This is a genomic window from Virgibacillus sediminis (assembly GCF_042643265.1).
Taxonomy (GTDB): domain Bacteria; phylum Bacillota; class Bacilli; order Bacillales; family Amphibacillaceae; genus Virgibacillus_O; species Virgibacillus_O sediminis.
The window spans coordinates 44,839-64,122 of the sequence record NZ_JBHRRZ010000035.1 but is presented as its reverse complement, the minus strand read 5'-3'; the positions used below and the strand labels follow the sequence as shown (position 1 = coordinate 64,122).

Annotated in this window: 19 protein-coding genes; 15 read left to right on the top strand and 4 right to left on the bottom strand. The window is 50.0% G+C overall.

The genetic code is table 11. The features are described from left to right. Window positions 1-12: 12 nt before the first annotated feature. The 3 genes from ACFODW_RS13675 to ACFODW_RS13665 all read left to right on the top strand — a co-directional run bounded on the left by ACFODW_RS13675 (window position 13) and on the right by ACFODW_RS13665 (window position 3,780). On the top strand, window positions 13-3,105 hold the full coding sequence (locus tag ACFODW_RS13675) for an AAA family ATPase (protein ID WP_390307340.1): 3,093 nt from the start codon (window positions 13-15) through the stop codon (window positions 3,103-3,105). A gap of 320 nt (window positions 3,106-3,425) precedes the next feature. Next, window positions 3,426-3,575 carry a sporulation histidine kinase inhibitor Sda gene (locus tag ACFODW_RS13670; protein WP_390307339.1) on the top strand — a complete coding sequence of 50 codons (150 nt, stop codon included), beginning with the start codon at window positions 3,426-3,428 and terminating at the stop codon, window positions 3,573-3,575. 124 nt (window positions 3,576-3,699) lie between these two features. Next, entirely contained in the window at window positions 3,700-3,780 is an 81-nt protein-coding gene (locus ACFODW_RS13665; protein ID WP_390307353.1) for a putative holin-like toxin, read from the top strand. 227 nt (window positions 3,781-4,007) lie between these two features. Here ACFODW_RS13665 and ACFODW_RS13660 read toward each other — a convergent pair whose 3' ends face one another. Both ACFODW_RS13660 and ACFODW_RS13655 read right to left on the bottom strand, forming a co-directional pair. Then, window positions 4,008-4,739 carry an aspartate/glutamate racemase family protein gene (locus ACFODW_RS13660; protein WP_390307338.1) on the bottom strand — a complete coding sequence of 244 codons (732 nt, stop codon included), beginning with the start codon at window positions 4,737-4,739 and terminating at the stop codon, window positions 4,008-4,010. A gap of 105 nt (window positions 4,740-4,844) precedes the next feature. Then, window positions 4,845-5,603: a sporulation protein gene (locus tag ACFODW_RS13655; protein ID WP_390307337.1), complete on the bottom strand. Its 759-nt coding sequence runs from the start codon at window positions 5,601-5,603 to the stop codon at window positions 4,845-4,847. A 313-nt stretch (window positions 5,604-5,916) separates the two neighbouring features. Here ACFODW_RS13655 and ACFODW_RS13650 point away from each other — a divergent pair, with 313 nt between their 5' ends. From ACFODW_RS13650 to ACFODW_RS13610, 9 genes are all read left to right on the top strand, one after another. After that, on the top strand, window positions 5,917-7,314 hold the full coding sequence (locus ACFODW_RS13650) for a purine-cytosine permease family protein (protein WP_390307335.1): 1,398 nt from the start codon (window positions 5,917-5,919) through the stop codon (window positions 7,312-7,314). Window positions 7,315-7,546: 232 nt separating this feature from the next. Beyond that, complete coding sequence (locus tag ACFODW_RS13645; RefSeq protein ID WP_390307334.1) at window positions 7,547-8,323, top strand: 3-hydroxybutyrate dehydrogenase; 777 nt, start codon at window positions 7,547-7,549, stop codon at window positions 8,321-8,323. Window positions 8,324-8,360: 37 nt separating this feature from the next. Then, complete coding sequence (locus ACFODW_RS13640; RefSeq protein WP_390307333.1) at window positions 8,361-9,539, top strand: acetyl-CoA C-acetyltransferase; 1,179 nt, start codon at window positions 8,361-8,363, stop codon at window positions 9,537-9,539. A 52-nt stretch (window positions 9,540-9,591) separates the two neighbouring features. After that, on the top strand, window positions 9,592-10,875 hold the full coding sequence (locus ACFODW_RS13635; RefSeq protein ID WP_390307331.1) for a GntP family permease: 1,284 nt from the start codon (window positions 9,592-9,594) through the stop codon (window positions 10,873-10,875). A gap of 481 nt (window positions 10,876-11,356) precedes the next feature. Beyond that, window positions 11,357-11,923 carry a biotin transporter BioY gene (locus tag ACFODW_RS13630; RefSeq protein WP_390307330.1) on the top strand — a complete coding sequence of 189 codons (567 nt, stop codon included), beginning with the start codon at window positions 11,357-11,359 and terminating at the stop codon, window positions 11,921-11,923. Then, the gene (locus tag ACFODW_RS13625) at window positions 11,920-13,368 is read left to right on the top strand and encodes an AMP-binding protein (protein ID WP_390307329.1); all 1,449 of its coding nucleotides are present in this window, start codon (window positions 11,920-11,922) and stop codon (window positions 13,366-13,368) included. Before ACFODW_RS13630 ends, ACFODW_RS13625 begins: the two co-directional genes overlap by 4 nt. Beyond that, a complete protein-coding gene (locus ACFODW_RS13620; RefSeq protein WP_390307327.1) occupies window positions 13,365-14,459 on the top strand; it encodes an acetyl-CoA C-acyltransferase in 1,095 nt (364 codons plus the stop codon). The genes ACFODW_RS13625 and ACFODW_RS13620 overlap by 4 nt, the downstream gene beginning before the upstream one ends. After that, window positions 14,456-14,809 carry a hypothetical protein gene (locus ACFODW_RS13615; RefSeq protein ID WP_390307326.1) on the top strand — a complete coding sequence of 118 codons (354 nt, stop codon included), beginning with the start codon at window positions 14,456-14,458 and terminating at the stop codon, window positions 14,807-14,809. Before ACFODW_RS13620 ends, ACFODW_RS13615 begins: the two co-directional genes overlap by 4 nt. Then, the gene (locus ACFODW_RS13610) at window positions 14,764-15,165 is read left to right on the top strand and encodes a MaoC family dehydratase (RefSeq protein ID WP_390307325.1); all 402 of its coding nucleotides are present in this window, start codon (window positions 14,764-14,766) and stop codon (window positions 15,163-15,165) included. Before ACFODW_RS13615 ends, ACFODW_RS13610 begins: the two co-directional genes overlap by 46 nt. A gap of 86 nt (window positions 15,166-15,251) precedes the next feature. On the opposite strand, the gene hxlB is transcribed toward ACFODW_RS13610, so the two are convergent. Further along, a complete protein-coding gene (gene hxlB / locus ACFODW_RS13605; protein ID WP_390307324.1) occupies window positions 15,252-15,809 on the bottom strand; it encodes a 6-phospho-3-hexuloisomerase in 558 nt (185 codons plus the stop codon). 7 nt (window positions 15,810-15,816) lie between these two features. Next, the gene (gene hxlA, locus ACFODW_RS13600; protein WP_390307323.1) at window positions 15,817-16,449 is read right to left on the bottom strand and encodes a 3-hexulose-6-phosphate synthase; all 633 of its coding nucleotides are present in this window, start codon (window positions 16,447-16,449) and stop codon (window positions 15,817-15,819) included. A 185-nt stretch (window positions 16,450-16,634) separates the two neighbouring features. Between hxlA and ACFODW_RS13595 the strand changes: the two genes are divergently transcribed. From ACFODW_RS13595 to ACFODW_RS13585, 3 genes are all read left to right on the top strand, one after another. Beyond that, complete coding sequence (locus ACFODW_RS13595) at window positions 16,635-17,000, top strand: winged helix-turn-helix transcriptional regulator (RefSeq protein WP_390307322.1); 366 nt, start codon at window positions 16,635-16,637, stop codon at window positions 16,998-17,000. A 340-nt stretch (window positions 17,001-17,340) separates the two neighbouring features. Further along, complete coding sequence (locus ACFODW_RS13590; protein ID WP_390307321.1) at window positions 17,341-17,874, top strand: RidA family protein; 534 nt, start codon at window positions 17,341-17,343, stop codon at window positions 17,872-17,874. 334 nt (window positions 17,875-18,208) lie between these two features. Continuing rightward, a complete protein-coding gene (locus ACFODW_RS13585) occupies window positions 18,209-19,108 on the top strand; it encodes an endonuclease/exonuclease/phosphatase family protein (RefSeq protein WP_390307320.1) in 900 nt (299 codons plus the stop codon). Window positions 19,109-19,284: the final 176 nt, after the last annotated feature.

Sequence of the window (19,284 nt, the reverse complement as noted above, 5' to 3'; positions counted from 1 at the left end):
GGAGAAATTGCAGTGAAACCATTAAAACTGACGATGACGGCATTCGGGCCGTATAAGGATACCGAGACGGTGGATTTCTCCGACCTGAAGGAGAACCGTCTGTTTGTGATTTCCGGAAATACCGGTGCCGGCAAGACGACGATTTTTGACGGAATCTGCTTTGCCCTGTATGGTTCGGCGAGCGGCCAGGACCGGGATCAGACAATGATGATGCGCAGTGATTTTGCCGAGGATGCCATACATACAGCAGTCGAGCTGGAATTTGAACTGGGCGGCAGGACCTACCGCGTACTGCGGCAGCTCGGCCATGTCAAGAAGGGCAACAAATCCAAGACCGGGGAAAAATACGAATTCTATGAGAAGCTGCCGGACGGGGAAAAGCCATGTGTGGACAGGCAGATCGTCTCGGAGATTGATAGAAAGATCGAGGCGCTGATCGGGCTTACCAAGGAGCAATTTCGCCAGATTGTCATGCTTCCGCAAGGGGAATTTCGTAAGCTGCTCACCTCTCAGACAGAGAATAAGGAAGAGATTCTCCGCCGGTTGTTCAAGACAGAGCCGTACAAGAAAATCGGCGAGGGCCTGCGCGAGAAAAAAGCGGCAGCCGAGAAAGTCTATCAGCAGGCAGACCAGCAGCGCCAGCAGTATGTGAGCCGGGTACAGGCGGCATTGCCAAAGCGGGAGGATTCCCAGCTGTTTCAGCTGCTGGCGGGAGAGCATTACAATGAAAATCAGCTGATCGAGGGGCTGGATGCGGAAGTTTTCCATTACGAAAAACGGATGGAGACCGATAAGGCAACCTATGAAAAAGCGTATCAGCAGCATGATCAGAAACAGAATGAGTTCCATCAGGCCAAGGCCTTGAATGAAAGCTTTGAAAATCTCGAGCGGAAAACCAACCAGCTGCACGAGCTGAATGAACAGCTGCCATTTTATAAAGGGAAAGAAAGGCAGTTGGCCGAAGCGGAGCGGGCAGAAGGCATCTCGCCATATGAAAAGCAGGCAGAAGAACGCCGTCAGGAAGAAAAGGAAAAGATAAGCACTCTCGCCAACGCAGAAACAGCGCAAAAGACAGCGGCAGAAGCACTGGAAAAGGCGGAAGGCCGCTATCGAGAAGAAGAGGCGAAGGAAAAGGACCGGGAAGCATTACGGAAGAATCTCGACCAGCTGCAGGAGTTCATGCCAGTGGTCAAGGAGATTGATGACCGGAAACAAACAATAGAGAATTTGCGGAAAACAGCCGCCAAGCATGAAGAAAACCTGAAACGCCTGCATAAGGATAAACAGGAGAAAAGGCGGCAGGCGGACAAGCAACAAGAGCAGATCGGAAAATTGGACCGGGCGGTGGGCGAGCTGTCGAATAAGCAGGAGACCCTCAGTCAAATGAGGGAGAAAGTCCGTGTCGTCCAGGCGCTGCTGAAAACCGGGCAGGAACATCAGGGACTCCAAAAGGACATGGAGCAGAAACAGGCGGTCTATGAACAGGCGAATAAAGCCTATAAGGAACTGGAAAACCGCTGGCTGGAAGACCAGGCAAGCATTCTCGCCGGGCACCTCCATGATGGGGAAGCCTGCCCAGTCTGCGGCAGCATCGACCATCCGGCAAAAGCCACAGCAGCAGACGGGGATGTCTCCAAAGAAGAACTGGAACAGCGCCGCAAACAGCTCGACGAAACAGAGCGCATGTACCGGGATGCCGCCGCCTCCTTGAAGGCGAATGAACGGCAGATGGAGGAACAGGCCAAAGAAGCCTCGGCTTATGGGGTGGAAAAGAACGACGCCTATGCTGTCTATCAGCAGTTGAAAGCAGACGGCAAGCAGCTTGGACAGGAAGTGAACGCCCTTCAGGAACAGCAAAAACAGCTCGGCCAGCTAAAAGAAGCGCAAGAAAAGCTCAATGAGGCGGTGCGCAAGCTCGAGGAGCAGGAGGAGAGCTTGACCAAAGCTTATCATGAAGCCTCGACTGCCTATCAGACGGAAAAGGCGGTATATAAGGACCGGCTGCAGAAAATTCCGGAAGAAATCCGCACCTTGTCCGTCCTAGAAAAGAAATTAGCGGAAACGGAAAAAGCGAAGACAGAGATGGAACAGGCCTGGGAGCGTGTACAGACCGAACTGCAGCAGGCTAAAGAACAGCAGACCAAAGCTGCCTCCAACCTGGAGCATGCAAAGCGTCAGGCCAAGGAAGCAGAAGAAAAACGCATTCAAGCAGTCTCACAGTTTGAGGATGAGCTGAAACGGGTCGGCTTCGAAGCAGTAGAGGCATACCAACAGGCGAAGCTTTCCACCGCTGAACGGGAACAGCTGTCCAAGGATATTGAGCAGTTCAAGCAGAATCGCACGACACTGGAGCAGCAGGTTAATGAACTCAAAGAGAGCTTGAAAGACAAGTCGCGCGTTGACCTGACAGATATGAAGGAGCAACTGGAGAGCCTGAAACAGGCCTATGAAGTGGCATGGAAAACATGGAATCAGTCGTTGGAGCATCATAAAGAAGCAACTTCCATCAAGGAGAAGCTGATGGAAGCAGGCGAACAGGTGCGGCAAGCGGAGAAAAAACTCGGCACCATCACAGATCTGCATGACATGATCCGCGGGCAGAACCCCCGCAAAATCTCATTCGAGCGCTATCTGCAGATGGAGTATCTCGAACAAATTATCGATGCCGCCAACCACCGGCTTAACCGCCTGTCCAACGGGCAATTCTTCCTCAGCCGCAGCGACCGCCAGGAAGCGAACGGCCGCCAGAGCGGGCTCGCCCTCGATGTCTATGATGCCTACACAGGACAGACGAGGGACGTCAAAACCCTATCCGGCGGCGAGAAGTTCAATGCATCTCTCTGCCTCGCGCTCGGCATGTCCGATGTCATCCAAAGCTTCCAGGGCAATATCTCCATGGAAACGATGTTCATCGACGAAGGTTTCGGCACTTTGGACGAGGAAGCACTCAACAAGGCAATCGATGCCCTTGTCGATCTCCAGCAGTCCGGACGCATGATCGGCGTCATCTCTCACGTCCAGGAGCTGAAATCCATCTTCCCAGCCGTGCTGCAAGTGGACAAAACGAAGGAAGGATTCAGTGAGACGAAGTTTGTGTTGAAGTAGTGCCAGATGTGTTGATATAGCTAAACCGATAAATTGGTTACTTATAAGCCAGAGCTCTATCCCTTCCTTGGAACAGAAGTCCGGCGACATAACCAAATTGCTTTAGTGGAAAAACGAATGATGCACCAATTCAGCGTAGGAAATATGCGTAGACTCCAGCGGGAGGAAAGGCCTAGGCGAGACCCGCAGTGCGAAGCACAAGATGGCTCACCAGCCACCCGCGGAAAGCGAAGCATATTTCCGAAGCGGCTATCCCAACTATACAAGATTTCTGGCAGATTCAATGAACACACACTAATTGACCGTGAAGGGAGCCAATCATGAAACACTTATCGGACGGGCTGCTCATGGAAGCATATAAAAAAGCAACCACCATGCAACTTGCAGATGACTTCATCAGGTATCTGGAGATGGAACTGGCCAAAAGAAGGCTATTGAACCGGGTTAAAAATACAAATTCGAACAGATAACTCCCTATAGGAAAATATGTTCTGTTTTTGCCGGTAGAAATTTGATACAATATCTATGTACAATAAGGCTTTCATGGGTGGTGGCTCACTCCCCGACTTCCCGACAGGAAGGGGGTGATGCCTTTTGACGGTATTTGAATCGCTAGTGTTGATGATTTCCTTTGGAACGTTGATCGTTGCGATTCAATCGAATCATAAAAAATAACCACCCTATAAGCCTGGCAAGCGATTAGGGTGGTTATGCCGCTCTTATTGTGTGTCGCCCCCTTGAAGGGCTGTTGTACACGGCTGTTAGTGTGTCTGCACTAACGGCCTTTTTTTATCTTATGCTCGAGTCTACTTTCATTATACCCAAAATGGCCGGAGATGAAAACTGCAGGTACCTGTCTGCCGAACTTCAGCCTCTCCATTTTGATCCACAGGCTGCGGATTCTAAAGAAAACCGTTTATATTCCCTCGCCGATAGGAATGTTGGACATAATCAATCATCGTCCTATAATCAAAAACCGGAAGCTGGACTGCCTCCTGAACCGCTTTAGAGTAGGTCGGCAGGAAGCTGCATTCAAGCAAGACCGCTTTGATCTGCGGGTTCTCCTTCACCATGTTTACTGCCAGGCCCACCACCTCCTGCCTGATTCCATCCTCATTCAATGTACCACTTTCCGCAACAAACGCCTCATAAAAGTAAGAGGAATTCTGCAGTCCTGCAATCTGCACGCGATGTGGCTCGTCGAGGCCAATTTTAGACAGCAGGTTCCGATCAAGGAGGGTGGAATCTGCGGTAATGATGCCGATATCCTCCGATTTGTCCAACATCAGGAAGAGAAATGGCAGCTGCAGCAGACTGGATAAAAATACGGGCACGTTCAAAGCATCCCGCAGTTCCCTCTGGTAAAACTGCAGAAAGCCGCAGTCTGCCGTGATCGCTTTTGCGCCATTTTGCACAAGCTCCCGCCCCTTTTCCATGATTTCCGGCAGAATCGTATCATCTTTAACGGCAATTCGCTTGGCCGTAACATTTTTCAAGGTGCGGTAGATGACAGGATAGGGGTAGGTGGTGGCATTGCCAACATCCCCCGGGATCCTTGGAACATTCGTATCCAGCATCAAAATTCCAATCGTAAAACCGTAATTGACTTGCCCTTGTTTTGCTTGGTAGATCATACCGTACTCCTTTAGCTGTTATTTCTGTTAGTATGACCGCAAGTCTTTCGTTTTAGTATGGAAGAAAAATGCCTGTTTTGCTCAAAACAGACGTCGATTCTTCCATTAGCTATGCTCGGCAATAATTTGGCGCAGTTTTTCTGCGATATAGGAAGAACCCTGTTCGATTTCCTTGCTGGTGAATTCCACGTTTACAAACTTTTCGTCGATGTCCAGTGCTTCCGCAAATAATCCGCCAAGCCCTTTGGCACGCCGGTCGATCTGCAACAGCAATTCTACGCCATCCTGCTTGATCGAGAACATGGCTTCCAGTTCATCCAAATCTCTTCGAAAGTCGCCGCTCGGCAGAAATTCAAACTCCTGGACATAACGGTATCTTCTGGAGTACTCCATATCCACTTGCTTCAGGCCGAATCCCAACTCATTCGTCAACGACTGGAGAACGGTGTCCATATATGGATGCGGGCTGATGTTTATAAAATCCCGATCCGTCGGGTCAATGGCATTTGGAACATCCATGCCTGTCTGGATCCATACCTTCGTCCGCCCGATTGTCGGCGGTGTATGTAAGGGCAGGGTAAAGTGAAAGTCCATTTCTTTCCATTCCCCCTCTTGAATAGTGAAGGAGTTGCCGAGGACAAAGAAATCCAGAACCATATCTTCATAGTATTTGCGGCCATCCTTTTCCTGTGTCACCTCTGTCATCAAAAACAGCTGGACTTTTTCCACATGCTGGGGAGCCTTTCCGCCTTGCACGATCACCTTCCCGCGGACAGGGCCGCCGGGTACAAGCTCTTTGCTCTCCAGCTGCGTATCCACTTTCGCATTGCCGATTCCCACACTGGCCAAAATTTTCTTAAACATACTATTACCCCCTATATTTACCATTATATATGGTTTCGATGGAAATAGGGTTAATATATTGCTGGTGTTTTTTCTGGGTTTTTATAGGACGTGCAAGTCAGGGACAGCTTGAGATAAAGCGCTTTCCACGGAGAAAGGGCATGCTATCTGTATGATAAACGCAGTATATTGATGGTATAACGTATTATTGGCAATTATATGACGTTTAATGGTGAATTACCGCGGTTGAAGGAATTTGCCTAAATTGTTATGTTTATAAACGTTGCACTAATCCAGACATCTAAATACATCTAGGGAAGGGAAGTTGATAATTATGGCTCCTGTACAAGAAAATCAACATACAGGGACAAATACCGGAGACGATTATTCATTAGACAGAGTACCACGCAACAAAAGGAATATGGGATGGTTGAGCATTACCAATATTACGTTTGGGATTGCCACCGCAATTTTCTACTTCCAAATGGGGAGTGTCATGGCACTTCAATTTGGAGCAATCAACGCAATTATCTCCGCAGTTTATGCGATTATCGTCGCCGGTATCCTAGGGACATTCATTGCGTACCTCTCCGCCAAATCGGGGATGAACGTCAATCTATTGTCCAGGGGTGGAGGATTCGGCTATATCGGTGCATCGCTGACCTCGTTTATTTATGCCACAAATTTTATCATGTACTGTGCACTGGAAGGATTGATCCTGGTCGCAGCCGTCCATGAGTTTCTCCCGGCCATCCCGGAATGGGTGCTGATCGTCATATTCGGTACGCTCGTCATTCCGCTGAACTGGTTTGGAATCAAACAATTGGATAAGCTGCAAAAATGGTCATTACCCCTCTTTTTTGTCTTTCTGATCGCAGCGATCGCCATGGCAGCAACAACACCATCTGTATATGAAGGAAGCTTCTGGTCATATATGCCGGAAGGAGTCCAGGTAGGCGGAACCGCATTGCTGCTTTGTATCGGCATGCAGCACGGAATCATGGGGCTTACCCCATTGCTTGCCTCTGACTATGCCCGTTTCTTGAAGCCGAAAGATACGAAAATCGGTATCTTCGCTATTGGATTTATTCCGCAGATCTTCTGTTTCGGTGTCATGGGCGGACTCGGCATCTGGTTTGGTGTCCGTCTGGGCGAACCGAATCCAGGCGTATATATCGTGCTGCTTCTTGGTGTTTGGGGAGCGCTGTTTACGATGCTCACCCAAATCCGGATCAACATTACGAATATTTACAGTGGATCTCTTTCACTGTCGACGTTCTTTGAGAATGTCTTCAAATTCGTGCCCGGCCGACGTTTCTGGGTCGTCATTACCGGTGTCACTGCGATGATTCTCATGCTCGGAGGAATCGTCAATCATCTGGAACTGGTCATGACCTTCCAGGGGGTCTTCCTGATGACATGGGCAGCCATCTTAGTGGCTGACGCGGTAATCGTGAAGAAAATCCTGAAGATCGGGCCAAGGTATTATGAGGCCAGACAAGACAATCTGTACAAATGGAACCCGGTAGGTGTCGCGTCCTTGCTGATTGCAAGCGGCTTGGGAACGATCGCTGCCATCGGATTCATGGGAGAATTCCTGCAGAGTACGGCAGCCTTCTTCGCCGCCCTTCTAGCAGCAGTTCTCACTGTCGCACTGGCCATCTATACAAAAGGAAAATATTATATCAAAAACGATACGGACGATATAGAAAAAGAAGATTATATCGCGTAACTTAAAAGCCTGCCCCTTGCCGAAATTGCAAAGGGCAGGCTTTTTTTGGCCATTTTAACCGTATTGGCCAAGCATGGCCAGCCCCTGGAGCCACGTACGCCATGGAGGAGCAAAAAAAGTTCATATGATACGATTAGCATAGTATACTGAAGACAGAAGGTTATGGGTCCCAGTTTGGAGCCAGTAGCTTGAGAGATTCGTAGACATATTTGGAAAGGAGTCGGGATAAAAAATGGTAGAGGGAAAAGTTGCGTACATCACCGGTGCAGGTAGCGGAATCGGACGGGAGATTGCCAGGGAGTTTGCCAAAGAAGGGGCAAAGGTGGTACTTTCGGATATTAATGAAGAAAAAGTGATGGAGGCTGCCGAAGACTTGAAGCAGCAGGGCTTTGACTGTATTGGGCTGGCATGCGATGTGACAGAGGAAGAGCAGCTGAAGCAGACAATCGACCAGACAGTAAAAATATACGGCAGGCTGGATGTGCTGGTCAATAATGCCGGGCTCCAGCATGTCGCGTCCTTGGAGGATTTTCCGACGGAGAAGTTCGAGCAGATTACCCGTATCATGCAGGTGGCTCCATTTATGGCGATCAAGCATGCATTCCCGATCATGAAAAAGCAGGGGAGCGGCCGGATCATCAATATGGCCTCGATTAACGGCCTGATCGGCTTTGCCGGCAAGGCGGCCTACAACAGCGCGAAGCATGGGCTGATCGGCCTGACGAAGGTGGCGGCACTGGAAGGAGCCGAAGCCGGCATCACGGTGAATGCGATGTGTCCGGGCTATGTCGATACACCGCTTGTGCGGGGGCAGTTTGAAGACCTGGCGAAAAACCGCAATATACCGGTGGAAAAGGTGCTCGAAGAAGTGCTGTATCCGCTGGTTCCCCAAAAACGCCTGCTAGAAGTGCAGGAAATCGCCGATTATGTCCTGTTCCTTGCCAGCGACAAGGCAAAAGGTGTTACTGGACAGGCAGTGGTGCTCGATGGCGGCTATACCGCACAATAAGCAATAATGCAATTAAAAATTTTTGAGGGGTGAACGTATGGAAAACGTATATATTTTGGAAGGCGCGAGGACGCCGTTCGGTACATTCGGCGGAAGCTTGAAGGATGTGGATCCGACTGATCTTGGTGTCACAGCCAGCAGGGAAGCGATCCGCCGCAGCGGAGTGAACCCGGAGGATATCGATTTCAGTGTGATGGGGAATGTCATCCATTCAGCGAAAAACGCTCCATATTTGACGAGGCATATTGCGCTTAAAAGCGGTGTGCCCCAATCGAGTCCAGCGCTCACCGTGAACAGGTTGTGCGGGTCAGGTCTGCAGTCGGTCGTATCAGCAGCACAGTCGATTATGCTTGGCGATGGACAAGCAGCACTTGCCGGCGGTACGGAAAATATGAGCCAGTCGCCTCATGTGATCAGGGGAGCCCGGTTCGGCACAAAGCTGAAGGCGCCCGAGATGGACGACATGCTATGGGATACGCTGACCGACCAGTACATCGGAGCCGGCATGGGCATCACGGCGGAAAACCTGGCAGATAAATTTTCCATCACGCGGGAGGAACAGGATGAATATGCCGCCCTCAGCCATCAACGCGCAGTTGCAGCAAGGGATGCGGGAAAATTTGCCGACGAGATTGTCCCGGTCGAAATAAAAACGAAAAAAGGGACAGTGGAAGTCGATACGGATGAACATATCCGCGATAACACGACGGTCGAAACACTCGCAGGCCTGAAGCCCTCTTTCAAGAAGGATGGAACGGTAACCGGCGGCAATGCGAGCGGAATCAATGACGGGGCAGGCGCTGTCGTTGTTGCCGGGGAGAGCTTTGTCCAGCAGAAGGGGCTCCAACCGGTCGCTAAAATAGTGTCCTACGGTATTCAAGGGGTGGACCCTGCCTATATGGGTATCGGCCCGGCTCCTTCTATTAAAATGGCGTTGAAAAAAGCGAATCTAAGCCTGGCTGATATTGATCTGGTTGAAGTGAATGAAGCATTCGCCTCCCAGTATATCGCTGTTGAACGAGAACTGGGGCTGGACCGTGACAAGGTCAATGTCAACGGCGGTGCCATTGCGCTCGGGCATCCAGTCGGAGCGAGCGGCACGAGGGTGCTGTATTCCCTGATCCGTGAGCTGAAGCGGAGAAATCAACGGTACGGAATTGCTTCCCTCTGCATTGGCGGAGGCCAGGGAATTGCCATGATCGTGGAAGCAATTTAATAGAAGTGGATAGGGAGTAAGCAACTCGGATTGAATCGAGGGGGGATTTGACATGTTTGGAATTATTCTTGGACTCATCGTGCTGATGGCACTCGCCTACATGGGCTGGTCCATCCTCTGGGTCGCACCAATTGCCGCCGGTGTCGTGGCACTCACCGGCGGTCTAGATTTATTAGAAGCCTATACCGATACGTATATGAGCGGCTTCGTCGGCTTTGCCAAAAGCTGGTTCCCGGTCTTCATGCTCGGAGCGATTTTTGGAAAATTGATGGAAGACACCGGCATGGCCCGCTCGGTTGCAGTTGCCCTGACAAAGGTGATCGGCACCAAGCGGGCGATTCTCGGCGTGCTCGCCTCTGCAGCAGTGCTGACCTATGGTGGGGTGAGTCTGTTCGTCGTGGTGTTCGCGGTCTACCCGCTGGCCCTTACCTTGTTCCGCGAGGCCAATATCAGCCGGCGCCTCATCCCTGGGACGGTCGCGCTCGGGGCCTTCACATTCACCATGACGGCTGTACCAGGGACACCACAGATCCAGAACCTCATCCCGACAGAGCATTTCTATACCGATGCAATGGCAGCTCCGGTAATGGGGATAGCCGCGACCATCGTCATGGCGGTCGGCGGTTATTTCTATCTGCGCTGGCGGGAAAAGAAGCTCGCAGCGGCAGGGGAAACGTATACGGAGCCGCAGGATAAGAAGATCATCAATGAAGAAGGCGACACCCCGAATTTCCTGTTGTCGATCCTGCCTTTGTTGACGGTGCTTATTACACTGAATCTATTGGGCTGGGATATCGTCGTAGCACTATTGTCCGGGATTGTGCTCATACTATTATTGAATCTGGCAAAATTCAAGCGTTTCGTCAAAGCTATCAACAACGGGGCGACCGGCTCCGTGATCGCCATCATCAACACCAGTGCGGCCGTCGGGTTCGGCACCGTCGTCCAGGCCGTTCCCGGCTTCGACCGCCTCACCGAACTCCTGATGGGCATCAAGGGAAACCCGCTCATCTCTGAGGCAGTCGCCGTCAACCTGCTCGCCGGCGCAACCGGCTCCGCATCCGGAGGGATGGGGATCGCTCTCGAGGCCCTCGGCTCGCGCTATTATGAAATCGCCCAGCAGACAGGCATCGACCCGGAAGCATTCCACCGCGTCGCCTCCCTGTCCTCCGGCGGGCTCGACGCCCTGCCGCATAACGGCGCCGTCCTTACCCTGCTCACCATCACAGGCATGACCCACAAGGACAGCTACAAAGACATCTTTATCGTAGCAGTCGTCATCCCGATTGTGGCAGTAGCGGTAGCCATATTGATCGCATCGGTCGGAATATATTAATCTACGGAAGCCGCTGGGGCAAAAGTGTTTTATCCAGTGGTAAATTTGAATTAACTGGAGAGTTTGGTTAGTGGATATAAACCACTCCGGAAAGACACTTCGCTTTCCGCGGGTGGCTGGTGAGCCTCCTCGTGCTACCGCACTGTGGGGTCTCACCTATGCCTTTCCTCCCGCAGGAGTCTACGTGTGTTTCCTCCGCTAGTTTAGATTGCTGTTCGCCTATAGAGTTAAACGTTTAGATATATCCCGATCTTTTTTGAGAGAACACCGGCCCGGACTGCTGTACTCGGGCGCCAAAGCCCCAACTCGGGCCCCAACCCATCGCACTCGGGCGCCGAAGCCACAACTCGGGCCCCAGCGCCACTCACTCAGCCCCACACCCCAACCCACTTAACAGAAAATTTACACAAGCCCATTTACAAATAAAAAATAACCCCCTATAATAACGTTAACCAATACATAACGGAGGTTGACGTACTCTATGAAACTTACTCATCTAATCTATGTATCTATGTTTGCAGCAATTATGGGGGCGCTGGGTGTATTGCCGCCGATTCCATTGGGATTTTCGCCGGTGCCGATCACGATGCAGACGCTGGGTGTGATGCTGGCGGGCTGTGTGCTGGGCGCGCATCTCGGAGCGAGGTATGCAGCGCTGAGCCAACTGCTATTTCTGCTGCTGGTAGCGGCCGGTGCACCGCTCCTGTCCGGCGGGCGCGGCGGCTTAGGTGTCTTTTTTACACCGTCGGCAGGCTATTTCATCGGCTGGGTGGTTGGTGCATTTGTGATCGCGCTTCTGTGCCAGCGGATGAAAAATGTCTCATTCATTAAAATGATGCTTGCCAACATTATCGGCGGTGTGCTGGTCATCTACCTGTTCGGTGTGCCAGTACAGGCATGGATGATGCAGATTGCGGTGAGCGAAGCAGCTGTCCTCAGTCTGGCATTTCTGCCGGGAGATCTGCTAAAGGTCGCGGTCGCCTCACTGCTTGCCGTCCGGCTATACCATGCCGTGCCGTTTAAAAAGGAGGCTCCGGCAGCCAGATGAACATAATGGAAACCTATCAGACACATGTAGGAAATTGCCCGGACAAGCCGGCCATCATTACAACAGAACAGACATTATCATATAGGGAGTGGGATCGCCTTGTCCGACAGACGGCCGCTGCCTTCGCCCAGGAACATGCCACCCATCGCCGGGTGGCAATTTTCCTGCCTAATGGACATCAGTTTCTTCAAGTATTTGCCGGTGCCAGTGCCGCCGGATGGGCAGCCATTGTCGGGGACATGCGCTGGAAAAAGCAAGAGATCCAAGCGCGCCTGCGCAAGACGGAGCCGGACCTGATTATTGCCGACGACAGTATGGAAGAGTTCTTTCCTGGCCAGAAGGTGATCCTGGCAGGTGAACTGGTGCAATGGGTCCGGGACGCTGACCAGCTTGAACAACCCCGTGTCGAAGGGAATCACCCCTTCTATATCGGCTTCACTTCCGGGTCGACCGGCGAGCCTAAGGCATTTGTCCGCTCCCATGCATCCTGGGTGGAAACGTTCCGCTGCAATCAAGTGGACCTGCAAATGACTCAAGATATTCAGGTCCTCATCCCGGGATCGTTCGTGAATTCGACTTTCCTCTACGGGGCGCTCAGCACCCTGTACTTGGGCGGCACGGTTCATTTGCTGAAAAAATTCTCGCCGGAGCGATTGATGAAAGTCTTGGAACAACAGCTGATTTCCCACATCTATGTAGTGCCGACGATGCTGCAGGCGCTGGCCGATGGGGGATACAAGGGAGAGCAGGACTGCACCTTCATTTCGACGGGTGCCAAATGGCTGTCCTCCCTGAAAAGCGAAATGCGGCAACGCTTCCCGAATGCAGCCTTCTGTGAATTCTACGGCTCCTCCGAGCTCAGTTATATCACTTTTTTGAAAGACGAAGAACAGGATGAATACGGTGATTCTGTCGGCCGGCCCTTCCATAATGTCGAGGTGAGCATACGCCGCGACAACGGACAGGAGGCCAAACCAGGGGAAGAAGGCGTCTTGTACGTGAGGAGCCGGATGGTTTTCGACGGCTATATCAACAACCCGGAAGCAACCGACACCGTATTTGCCGGGGAATGGGCGACCGTCCATGATATTGCCAGACAGGATGAAAACGGGTTTGTCTACATACTGGGCCGAAAAAATGACATGATCCTGTACGGCGGAATGAACATTTATCCCCAGGAAATCGAAAAGGTCCTGAAAAACATCCCCGGTGTCGAGGAGGCCGTCGTTCTCGGGGTAGAAGACGACTATTGGGGAGAGAAAGTGGCGGCCTGCATTCAAGGGGATGTTACCGTCCGCGAGTTGAAAAGCTATTGCCTTGAACATCTTTCCACTTATAAAATACCAAGGATTTGGCGCAAACTTGAAAATTTCCCGCAGACTTCGGGAGGGAAGGTGTCACGCCGGGAGGTTAAAAGCTGGCTGGAACATGAGATGACATCATGAAAAGGGCGGTGATCGTCCAGGCCAAACGTACGGTCATCGGCAAAAAGAATGGAATCCTCAAAAGCTTTTCCCCCGACATGCTCGCTGCTCCGCTGATTCAGGAACTTGTTCAGGAACTGGACCAGCCGGTGGATGATATCTTGTTCGGCAATGCAGTCGGGCCGGGTGGAAATATCGCAAGGCTCTCGGCATTGCAAAGCGGTCAGCCTGTCTCCGTTCCAGGGCTGACGATTGACCGTCAATGCGGATCAGGGCTGGAAGCAATCCGCCTGGCCTGCCATCTGATCCAGGGTGGAGCAGGGGAAATCTTTATTGCCGGCGGCGTGGAAAGCACCAGCCAGTCACCATACGAGAAGCGGGCCCGTTTTTCCCCTGACTCGATCGGCGATCCTGATATGGGAATTGCTGCTGACTGGACGGCTGAGGCTTACGGCATCACCAGGGAAATGCAGGATGAATATGCACTGCTCAGCTATCAGCGAGCACAAGATTCACTGGAAAAAGGCTTTTTTGCCGAGGAGTTGATACAGCTGCCGGGAGTGCCATTGAAGGATGAAAGCATCCATCCGAAACTGGATTATGAACGGATGCTTCAGCGCCTCTCGCCTTGTTTTACCAAGCATGGCACCGTGACGATGGGCAATTGCTGCGGAATTAATGACGGTGCAGCGGCTGTCCTTATCATGTCGGAAGAAAAAGCGGCTTCTCTCGGATACAAGCCGGTCCTCCGATTCATAGACAGTGCAGTGATCGGGGTGGATCCGAATCACCCGATTACCGGTGCTGTCTCCGCAACGTCCAACTTGTTAGAGAAGCAAGGATTAACAGCAAAAGATATCGATCTGGTCGAAGTGAACGAAGCATTTGCCGCAAAACCGGTACTGCTCTCACAGGAACTCTCCATTCCCTATGAAAAAATGAATGTGGAAGGCGGCGCTATTGCCATGGGCCATCCCTATGGGGCATCGGGCGCCATATTACTGACACGCCTGTTTCATGAAGTCCGCCGTCATCAGGTACATCTCTGCCTGTCGGCTATCGGCATCGGCGGGGGACTCGGCATTGCTGCACTATGGGAGGTGGCGGAATGAAGACAGAGCTGGTTCCCATCACCATCACGGAAGAAATGGTCCGTGAGTTTGAACGGATTTTTGGCAGGCAATCCAAACTGCCGCCCACATTTCCGATGATCTTTTACCAATACATCGATATTCCTTGGCGAGACCCAACCACACCTATTCTCCGTAAACAATATTGCACAGCCACGAGGGAGCTTGTGGTCGGAGAAACTTATCACTGCCAGGTGAGCTTGGAATATGAAAGGCAAAAAGGCACTAAACTATTTTACAACCAAGTGTTGACCGGGTATGACGAGCGAGGGGAGGAATGTTTTCGATGTCTGTCCGAACTGGCCGCAAACTTGCCATCAGCGGAGAAATGATCCGGCAATATGCATGGCTTTCCGGAGACGATAATCCTATCCATATGAGTCAGCAAGCAGCCGAGAATGAGGGTTTCCAGGCACCTGTCGCCCACGGCATACTGACCATGGGCCTGATCGGGGAGATGGCAGCAGAAGGGCTCAGCATCACCTCTTATGAAATGCGATTCTTCAAGCCGGTGCATCAAGGTGACAATTTGGAAATACTTGTCGAAGCACAGAGGAACGGCGGAACGCTGTACAAAGTGGCCGCAAGGAATCAGGATGGGCAAGTGGTTGTGAAGGGGAAAATGGTGCTGGACGGGAATGCAGGGGAGACTGCTGGACCTATACCAGGGGAGCCGAGTTCTGCCTGATTAGTCAAGCCGCTCACGCAGAAAGCTGTTTTGATATACAGAAAAGACCACCATTAAAGGGGTCTCTTCTGTATCTAATCTATTTTCTATTCGAGATTAGCATGTTTGCCATACATTGTATTCGAATCTAAGCCTTTTTTCTCCATAAAACGCAAGATGACGGAATCATAAAATAACAACATCGTTTGCTCAAATAGAGATCCCATTGGTTGAATAGTCTTGTAATCACCTGCAGATTGATCTTTTGTTACACCGGGCAGCTGAACAACAATATCAGCCAATTCCCCAATGGTGGATTCAGGGGGAATGGTTATAGCTGCGACTTTGCCTCCCAAGCTCTTCGCTTTTTCAGCAATGGCGACTAATGTTTTGGTCTCTCCTGAACCCGACCCAATGATTAAAAGGTCATCCTTTTCTAAATTAGCTGTTACTGTTTCACCAACTACATAGGCATCAATCCCCATGTGCATCATTCGCATTACAAAGGATTTGCCCATCAATCCTGATCTTCCCGCACCAGCCACAAAGACTTTCTTCGACTCTAGTATTTGGTCTACTAATCTCTCTGCCTCGGCATCAGATATGAATTGAACGGTTTGGCTTAGTTCTTGAGCGACTTGGTTTAAATATTCAGTAGTCTTCATATGTGAATTACCCTTGTTTAATCAATTCTTGCATTTCACGGGCTGTCGATTGTTTATCTTCTTTGCTTGTGATACCGCCACCTACAATGATGAGGTCAGGATGTTCTTTAATCACTTCTGGAAGTGTCTCCAGTTTGATTCCACCAGCAATTGCAGTCTTGGCATTTTTTACAACGCTCTTAATGGTATGCAGATCTTCAAAGGAGTTTCTTCCTACCGCTTGTAGGTCGTAACCGGTGTGTACACAGATATAATCGGCACCAAGTTCATCTAGCTCTTTTGCGCGGGCTTCAATATCCTTTACGGCAATCATATCCACAAGAATCTGTTTCCCTTGTTTTCTAGCTTCTTCTACAGCACCTTTAATGGACGCATCTTCTGCTGTACCAAGAATCGTAATGATGTCAGCTCCTGCAGCAGATGCTTGGCTTACTTCATAGCCAGCTGCATCCATAATTTTCAGGTCTGCTAATACGGTTAAATTAGGAAATGCTGCTTTTACTTCTTTTACTGCTTTGAGCCCTTCATTGATTACGACAGGTGTACCGATTTCTACTACATCAATATACTCTTCTACCTCTTTTACTACTTCAATAGCTCCAGGAATATCGACGAGGTCTAATGCTAATTGTAATTTCATTTATATTTGCTCCTTCATAACTTAATTTATTGTACTGGTGGAAATGCAAATATACCCCTGTGAGAGTCTATTTACTCCGCAGCACTCGTTTAGTATAATCAATATGTTATTGATTTAAAAGTACGCACTTTAACTGCATATAGTGCTAAAAAGTATACTATGGATAAAGATGGGGATGTGAAGCAATGCCAAATTTAGGAGAGAAATCGTTTAACTGCGAAAAAGAATTAACACTCGCAGTAATTGGCGGGAAATGGAAAATGTTGATTTTATGGCATCTAGGCAAAGAAGGGACGAAACGATTTGGTGAATTAAAAGCCCTCATGCCAGGGATTACGCAACGAATGCTTGTCAACCAATTGCGCGAACTGGAAGATCATTTGATTGTCCATCGTGAAGTGTATCCTGTCGTTCCGCCAAAAGTTGAATACTCATTGACGGAGTATGGAGAAAGCCTGATGCCGATTTTGGAAGCTATGTATGAATGGGGTAAAGGTTATATTGAGAATGTTTTGGAACAAGACCCTCATGATGAATCAGCCATTAAGTAGAAAGAAGTTTCTTTTCAGGCTGTGAGGGTAAAAACTAGATACCACGCCAATTCTAATAAAAAAGTCTTGAACAGTGATTTTTGCATAATGCTGTCCAAGGCTTTTATGTTTGATTTGAATCCTATGCATTTCGGCCTATTTTCACCAAACGGATCACAGACCTTCTAATCATTTCTTCACAAATGGCTTAAAATTCGAGCGAATTGGTTTTTATATTATGAATATTCCGTTATATTATATATACATTCAAATAAAATAATCAGGTGGATTGTATTGGAATTGGCGTTTGGCCCCAGCGCCGCTAAAAAGGCGAGCTAAATTTTTAAAAGGAGTGGATCGATTGAGGAAAGTAAATACCACTACTGCTATTATCCTATTTGGGTCAGTCCTGCTTATGCTCGTAGGGACATTCACATATGCCGGGTCGCAGAAGGAAGTGCTGGAGTCAGACGAGGTATCCCATTTTGGGCCGCCAACGTCTTCCACTTCCAACTCCGTATCCATCCCCAAAGAATATGATCAGCTGTGGCTGAGCGGCATGGTTCCTCCCATCCTTGATGAGGAGGGAGAGACCTCGTATGAAAAATATGGAGACACAGAGACGCAGGCCATCGGTATTTTTGAAGACCTGGAGGCACAGCTGGAGGAAAAAGGGTTGTCCTTATCAGATGTCATGTATCTCCGCGTATATGTCGCCTCCGATCCTAATAACGGGGACGAACCGGACTTTGCCGGCTTTTTCAAGGCCTACGGGGAGTTCTTCGATACGGAGGAAAACCCGGTGAAAACCGCCCGCTCCACCGTCGGGGTCGATAGCCTGGCCGAACCGGGATGGTTGATAAAGATTGAGGCATTTGTCGCTTATTCATCCTGACGAACATAGCTATTAATATGCTGAACGCCCGTCATCCTCCCCTTTAACTAATACCGCAAACGCTAGCACACTCGCCAAAATCGTTGCACCCAAACAAAAACTTAGCACCTTTGAATATGTACCCTGCAAGTGGACGTTTTACGCGTCCACTCTGCAGGGTTCTTTTCATTTGAGTATTCGATAGGAGGAAGATTGCACCAAAACGATTCCATCTATAACCAAAGATACATGCCTAATTTCCTGCATTTTTTTACCATTTCTATAAAGGAAGTTCATATGTAGTTAATAGAGTTTTACTAGACTGTAGGTGAACCAAACACAAGGAGGGAATGGAATGGGAAAAATGCTGAAGAAGTTTGTAGCGGTAATGACGATGATGGTGGCTTTGGGAAGTTTTGCGTTGACACCAATGGCAGCCTTTGCGGCAGAGGGTTCGGCCGAGGCCAAGCTGAAGGTAATGAGCTTCAATCTGCGGTATTTGAATGACCATGATAAACCTCCCCATACGTGGGACGAAAGGCGGTCGACGGTCCGGCAGGTGATTCGGATGGAACAGCCGGATATCATCGGAACGCAGGAGGCAGTCCATCAGCAGGTGACAGATGTCGCGGAGGATTTGCCGAACTATGAGTGGATCGGCCAGGGCCGTGAAGGCGGTAATGCAGGTGAATTCATGTCGATCTATTATAACGAAAACCGCTTTACACCACTGGAATATGACCACTACTGGCTGTCGGATACACCGGAAGTAGTCGGCTCCATGTCTTGGGGCAACACGATTCCGCGCATGGTTACCTGGGTGAAGTTCCTGGATGAGCGCTCCAACCAGGAATTCTACTTCGTGAACACCCATTTCGATCACCAGTCCGAAGAGGCAAGACAGAAAAGCGCAGCGCTTATCTCTGAGCAGGTAAAGGAATTTGATCCAGATCTCCCAGTATTGTTGACCGGCGACTTCAATGCAGGCCCGGACAGTGAACCGCATAACATCCTGCTGGAGCAAGGCGGATTCGTCGATACTTTCACAGCAGCGGAAACAAGCATCAATCAGGAACTCGGTACATTCAACGGATTTGATACGTATGATGGAGGAGGAGCGGACAACCGGATTGACTGGATTCTTTCCAAAGGGAATGTGGTGACGGAGACGAGCGAGATTGTAGATTATCAGAAGAACGGCCAATATCCAAGTGACCACTATCCTGTTGTTTCGGATGTGATTCTCCAGTATTAGGGGTGGCTACGGAAATATACTCCGCTTTCCACGGGCGGCTGGCGAGCCACTTGTGCTTCGCACTGCGTTGTCTCGCCTAGTTCTTCCTAAACTGGTTGAAAGTGAGAAATTAGAAGATGCGAGTGCCGGATATATCCAATCTAAAAACCCCCTCTAAGTGCCGGGCACAAGAGGGG

What these genes read in the sequence shown, in the direction of transcription:
- ACFODW_RS13630 (WP_390307330.1), top strand. Translation starts at nt 11,357, where the DNA reads ATGAAACTTACTCATCTAATCTATGTATCTATGTTTGCAGCAATTATG.
- ACFODW_RS13625 (WP_390307329.1), top strand. Translation starts at nt 11,920, where the DNA reads ATGAACATAATGGAAACCTATCAGACACATGTAGGAAATTGCCCGGAC.
- ACFODW_RS13655 (WP_390307337.1), bottom strand. Translation starts at nt 5,603, where the DNA reads ATGTTTAAGAAAATTTTGGCCAGTGTGGGAATCGGCAATGCGAAAGTG.
- ACFODW_RS13615 (WP_390307326.1), top strand. Translation starts at nt 14,456, where the DNA reads ATGAAGACAGAGCTGGTTCCCATCACCATCACGGAAGAAATGGTCCGT.
- ACFODW_RS13645 (WP_390307334.1), top strand. Translation starts at nt 7,547, where the DNA reads ATGGTAGAGGGAAAAGTTGCGTACATCACCGGTGCAGGTAGCGGAATC.
- ACFODW_RS13670 (WP_390307339.1), top strand. Translation starts at nt 3,426, where the DNA reads ATGAAACACTTATCGGACGGGCTGCTCATGGAAGCATATAAAAAAGCA.
- hxlA (WP_390307323.1), bottom strand. Translation starts at nt 16,449, where the DNA reads ATGAAATTACAATTAGCATTAGACCTCGTCGATATTCCTGGAGCTATT.
- hxlB (WP_390307324.1), bottom strand. Translation starts at nt 15,809, where the DNA reads ATGAAGACTACTGAATATTTAAACCAAGTCGCTCAAGAACTAAGCCAA.
- ACFODW_RS13660 (WP_390307338.1), bottom strand. Translation starts at nt 4,739, where the DNA reads ATGATCTACCAAGCAAAACAAGGGCAAGTCAATTACGGTTTTACGATT.
- ACFODW_RS13620 (WP_390307327.1), top strand. Translation starts at nt 13,365, where the DNA reads ATGAAAAGGGCGGTGATCGTCCAGGCCAAACGTACGGTCATCGGCAAA.
- ACFODW_RS13650 (WP_390307335.1), top strand. Translation starts at nt 5,917, where the DNA reads ATGGCTCCTGTACAAGAAAATCAACATACAGGGACAAATACCGGAGAC.
- ACFODW_RS13640 (WP_390307333.1), top strand. Translation starts at nt 8,361, where the DNA reads ATGGAAAACGTATATATTTTGGAAGGCGCGAGGACGCCGTTCGGTACA.
- ACFODW_RS13610 (WP_390307325.1), top strand. Translation starts at nt 14,764, where the DNA reads ATGTCTGTCCGAACTGGCCGCAAACTTGCCATCAGCGGAGAAATGATC.
- ACFODW_RS13585 (WP_390307320.1), top strand. Translation starts at nt 18,209, where the DNA reads ATGGGAAAAATGCTGAAGAAGTTTGTAGCGGTAATGACGATGATGGTG.
- ACFODW_RS13595 (WP_390307322.1), top strand. Translation starts at nt 16,635, where the DNA reads ATGCCAAATTTAGGAGAGAAATCGTTTAACTGCGAAAAAGAATTAACA.
- ACFODW_RS13635 (WP_390307331.1), top strand. Translation starts at nt 9,592, where the DNA reads ATGTTTGGAATTATTCTTGGACTCATCGTGCTGATGGCACTCGCCTAC.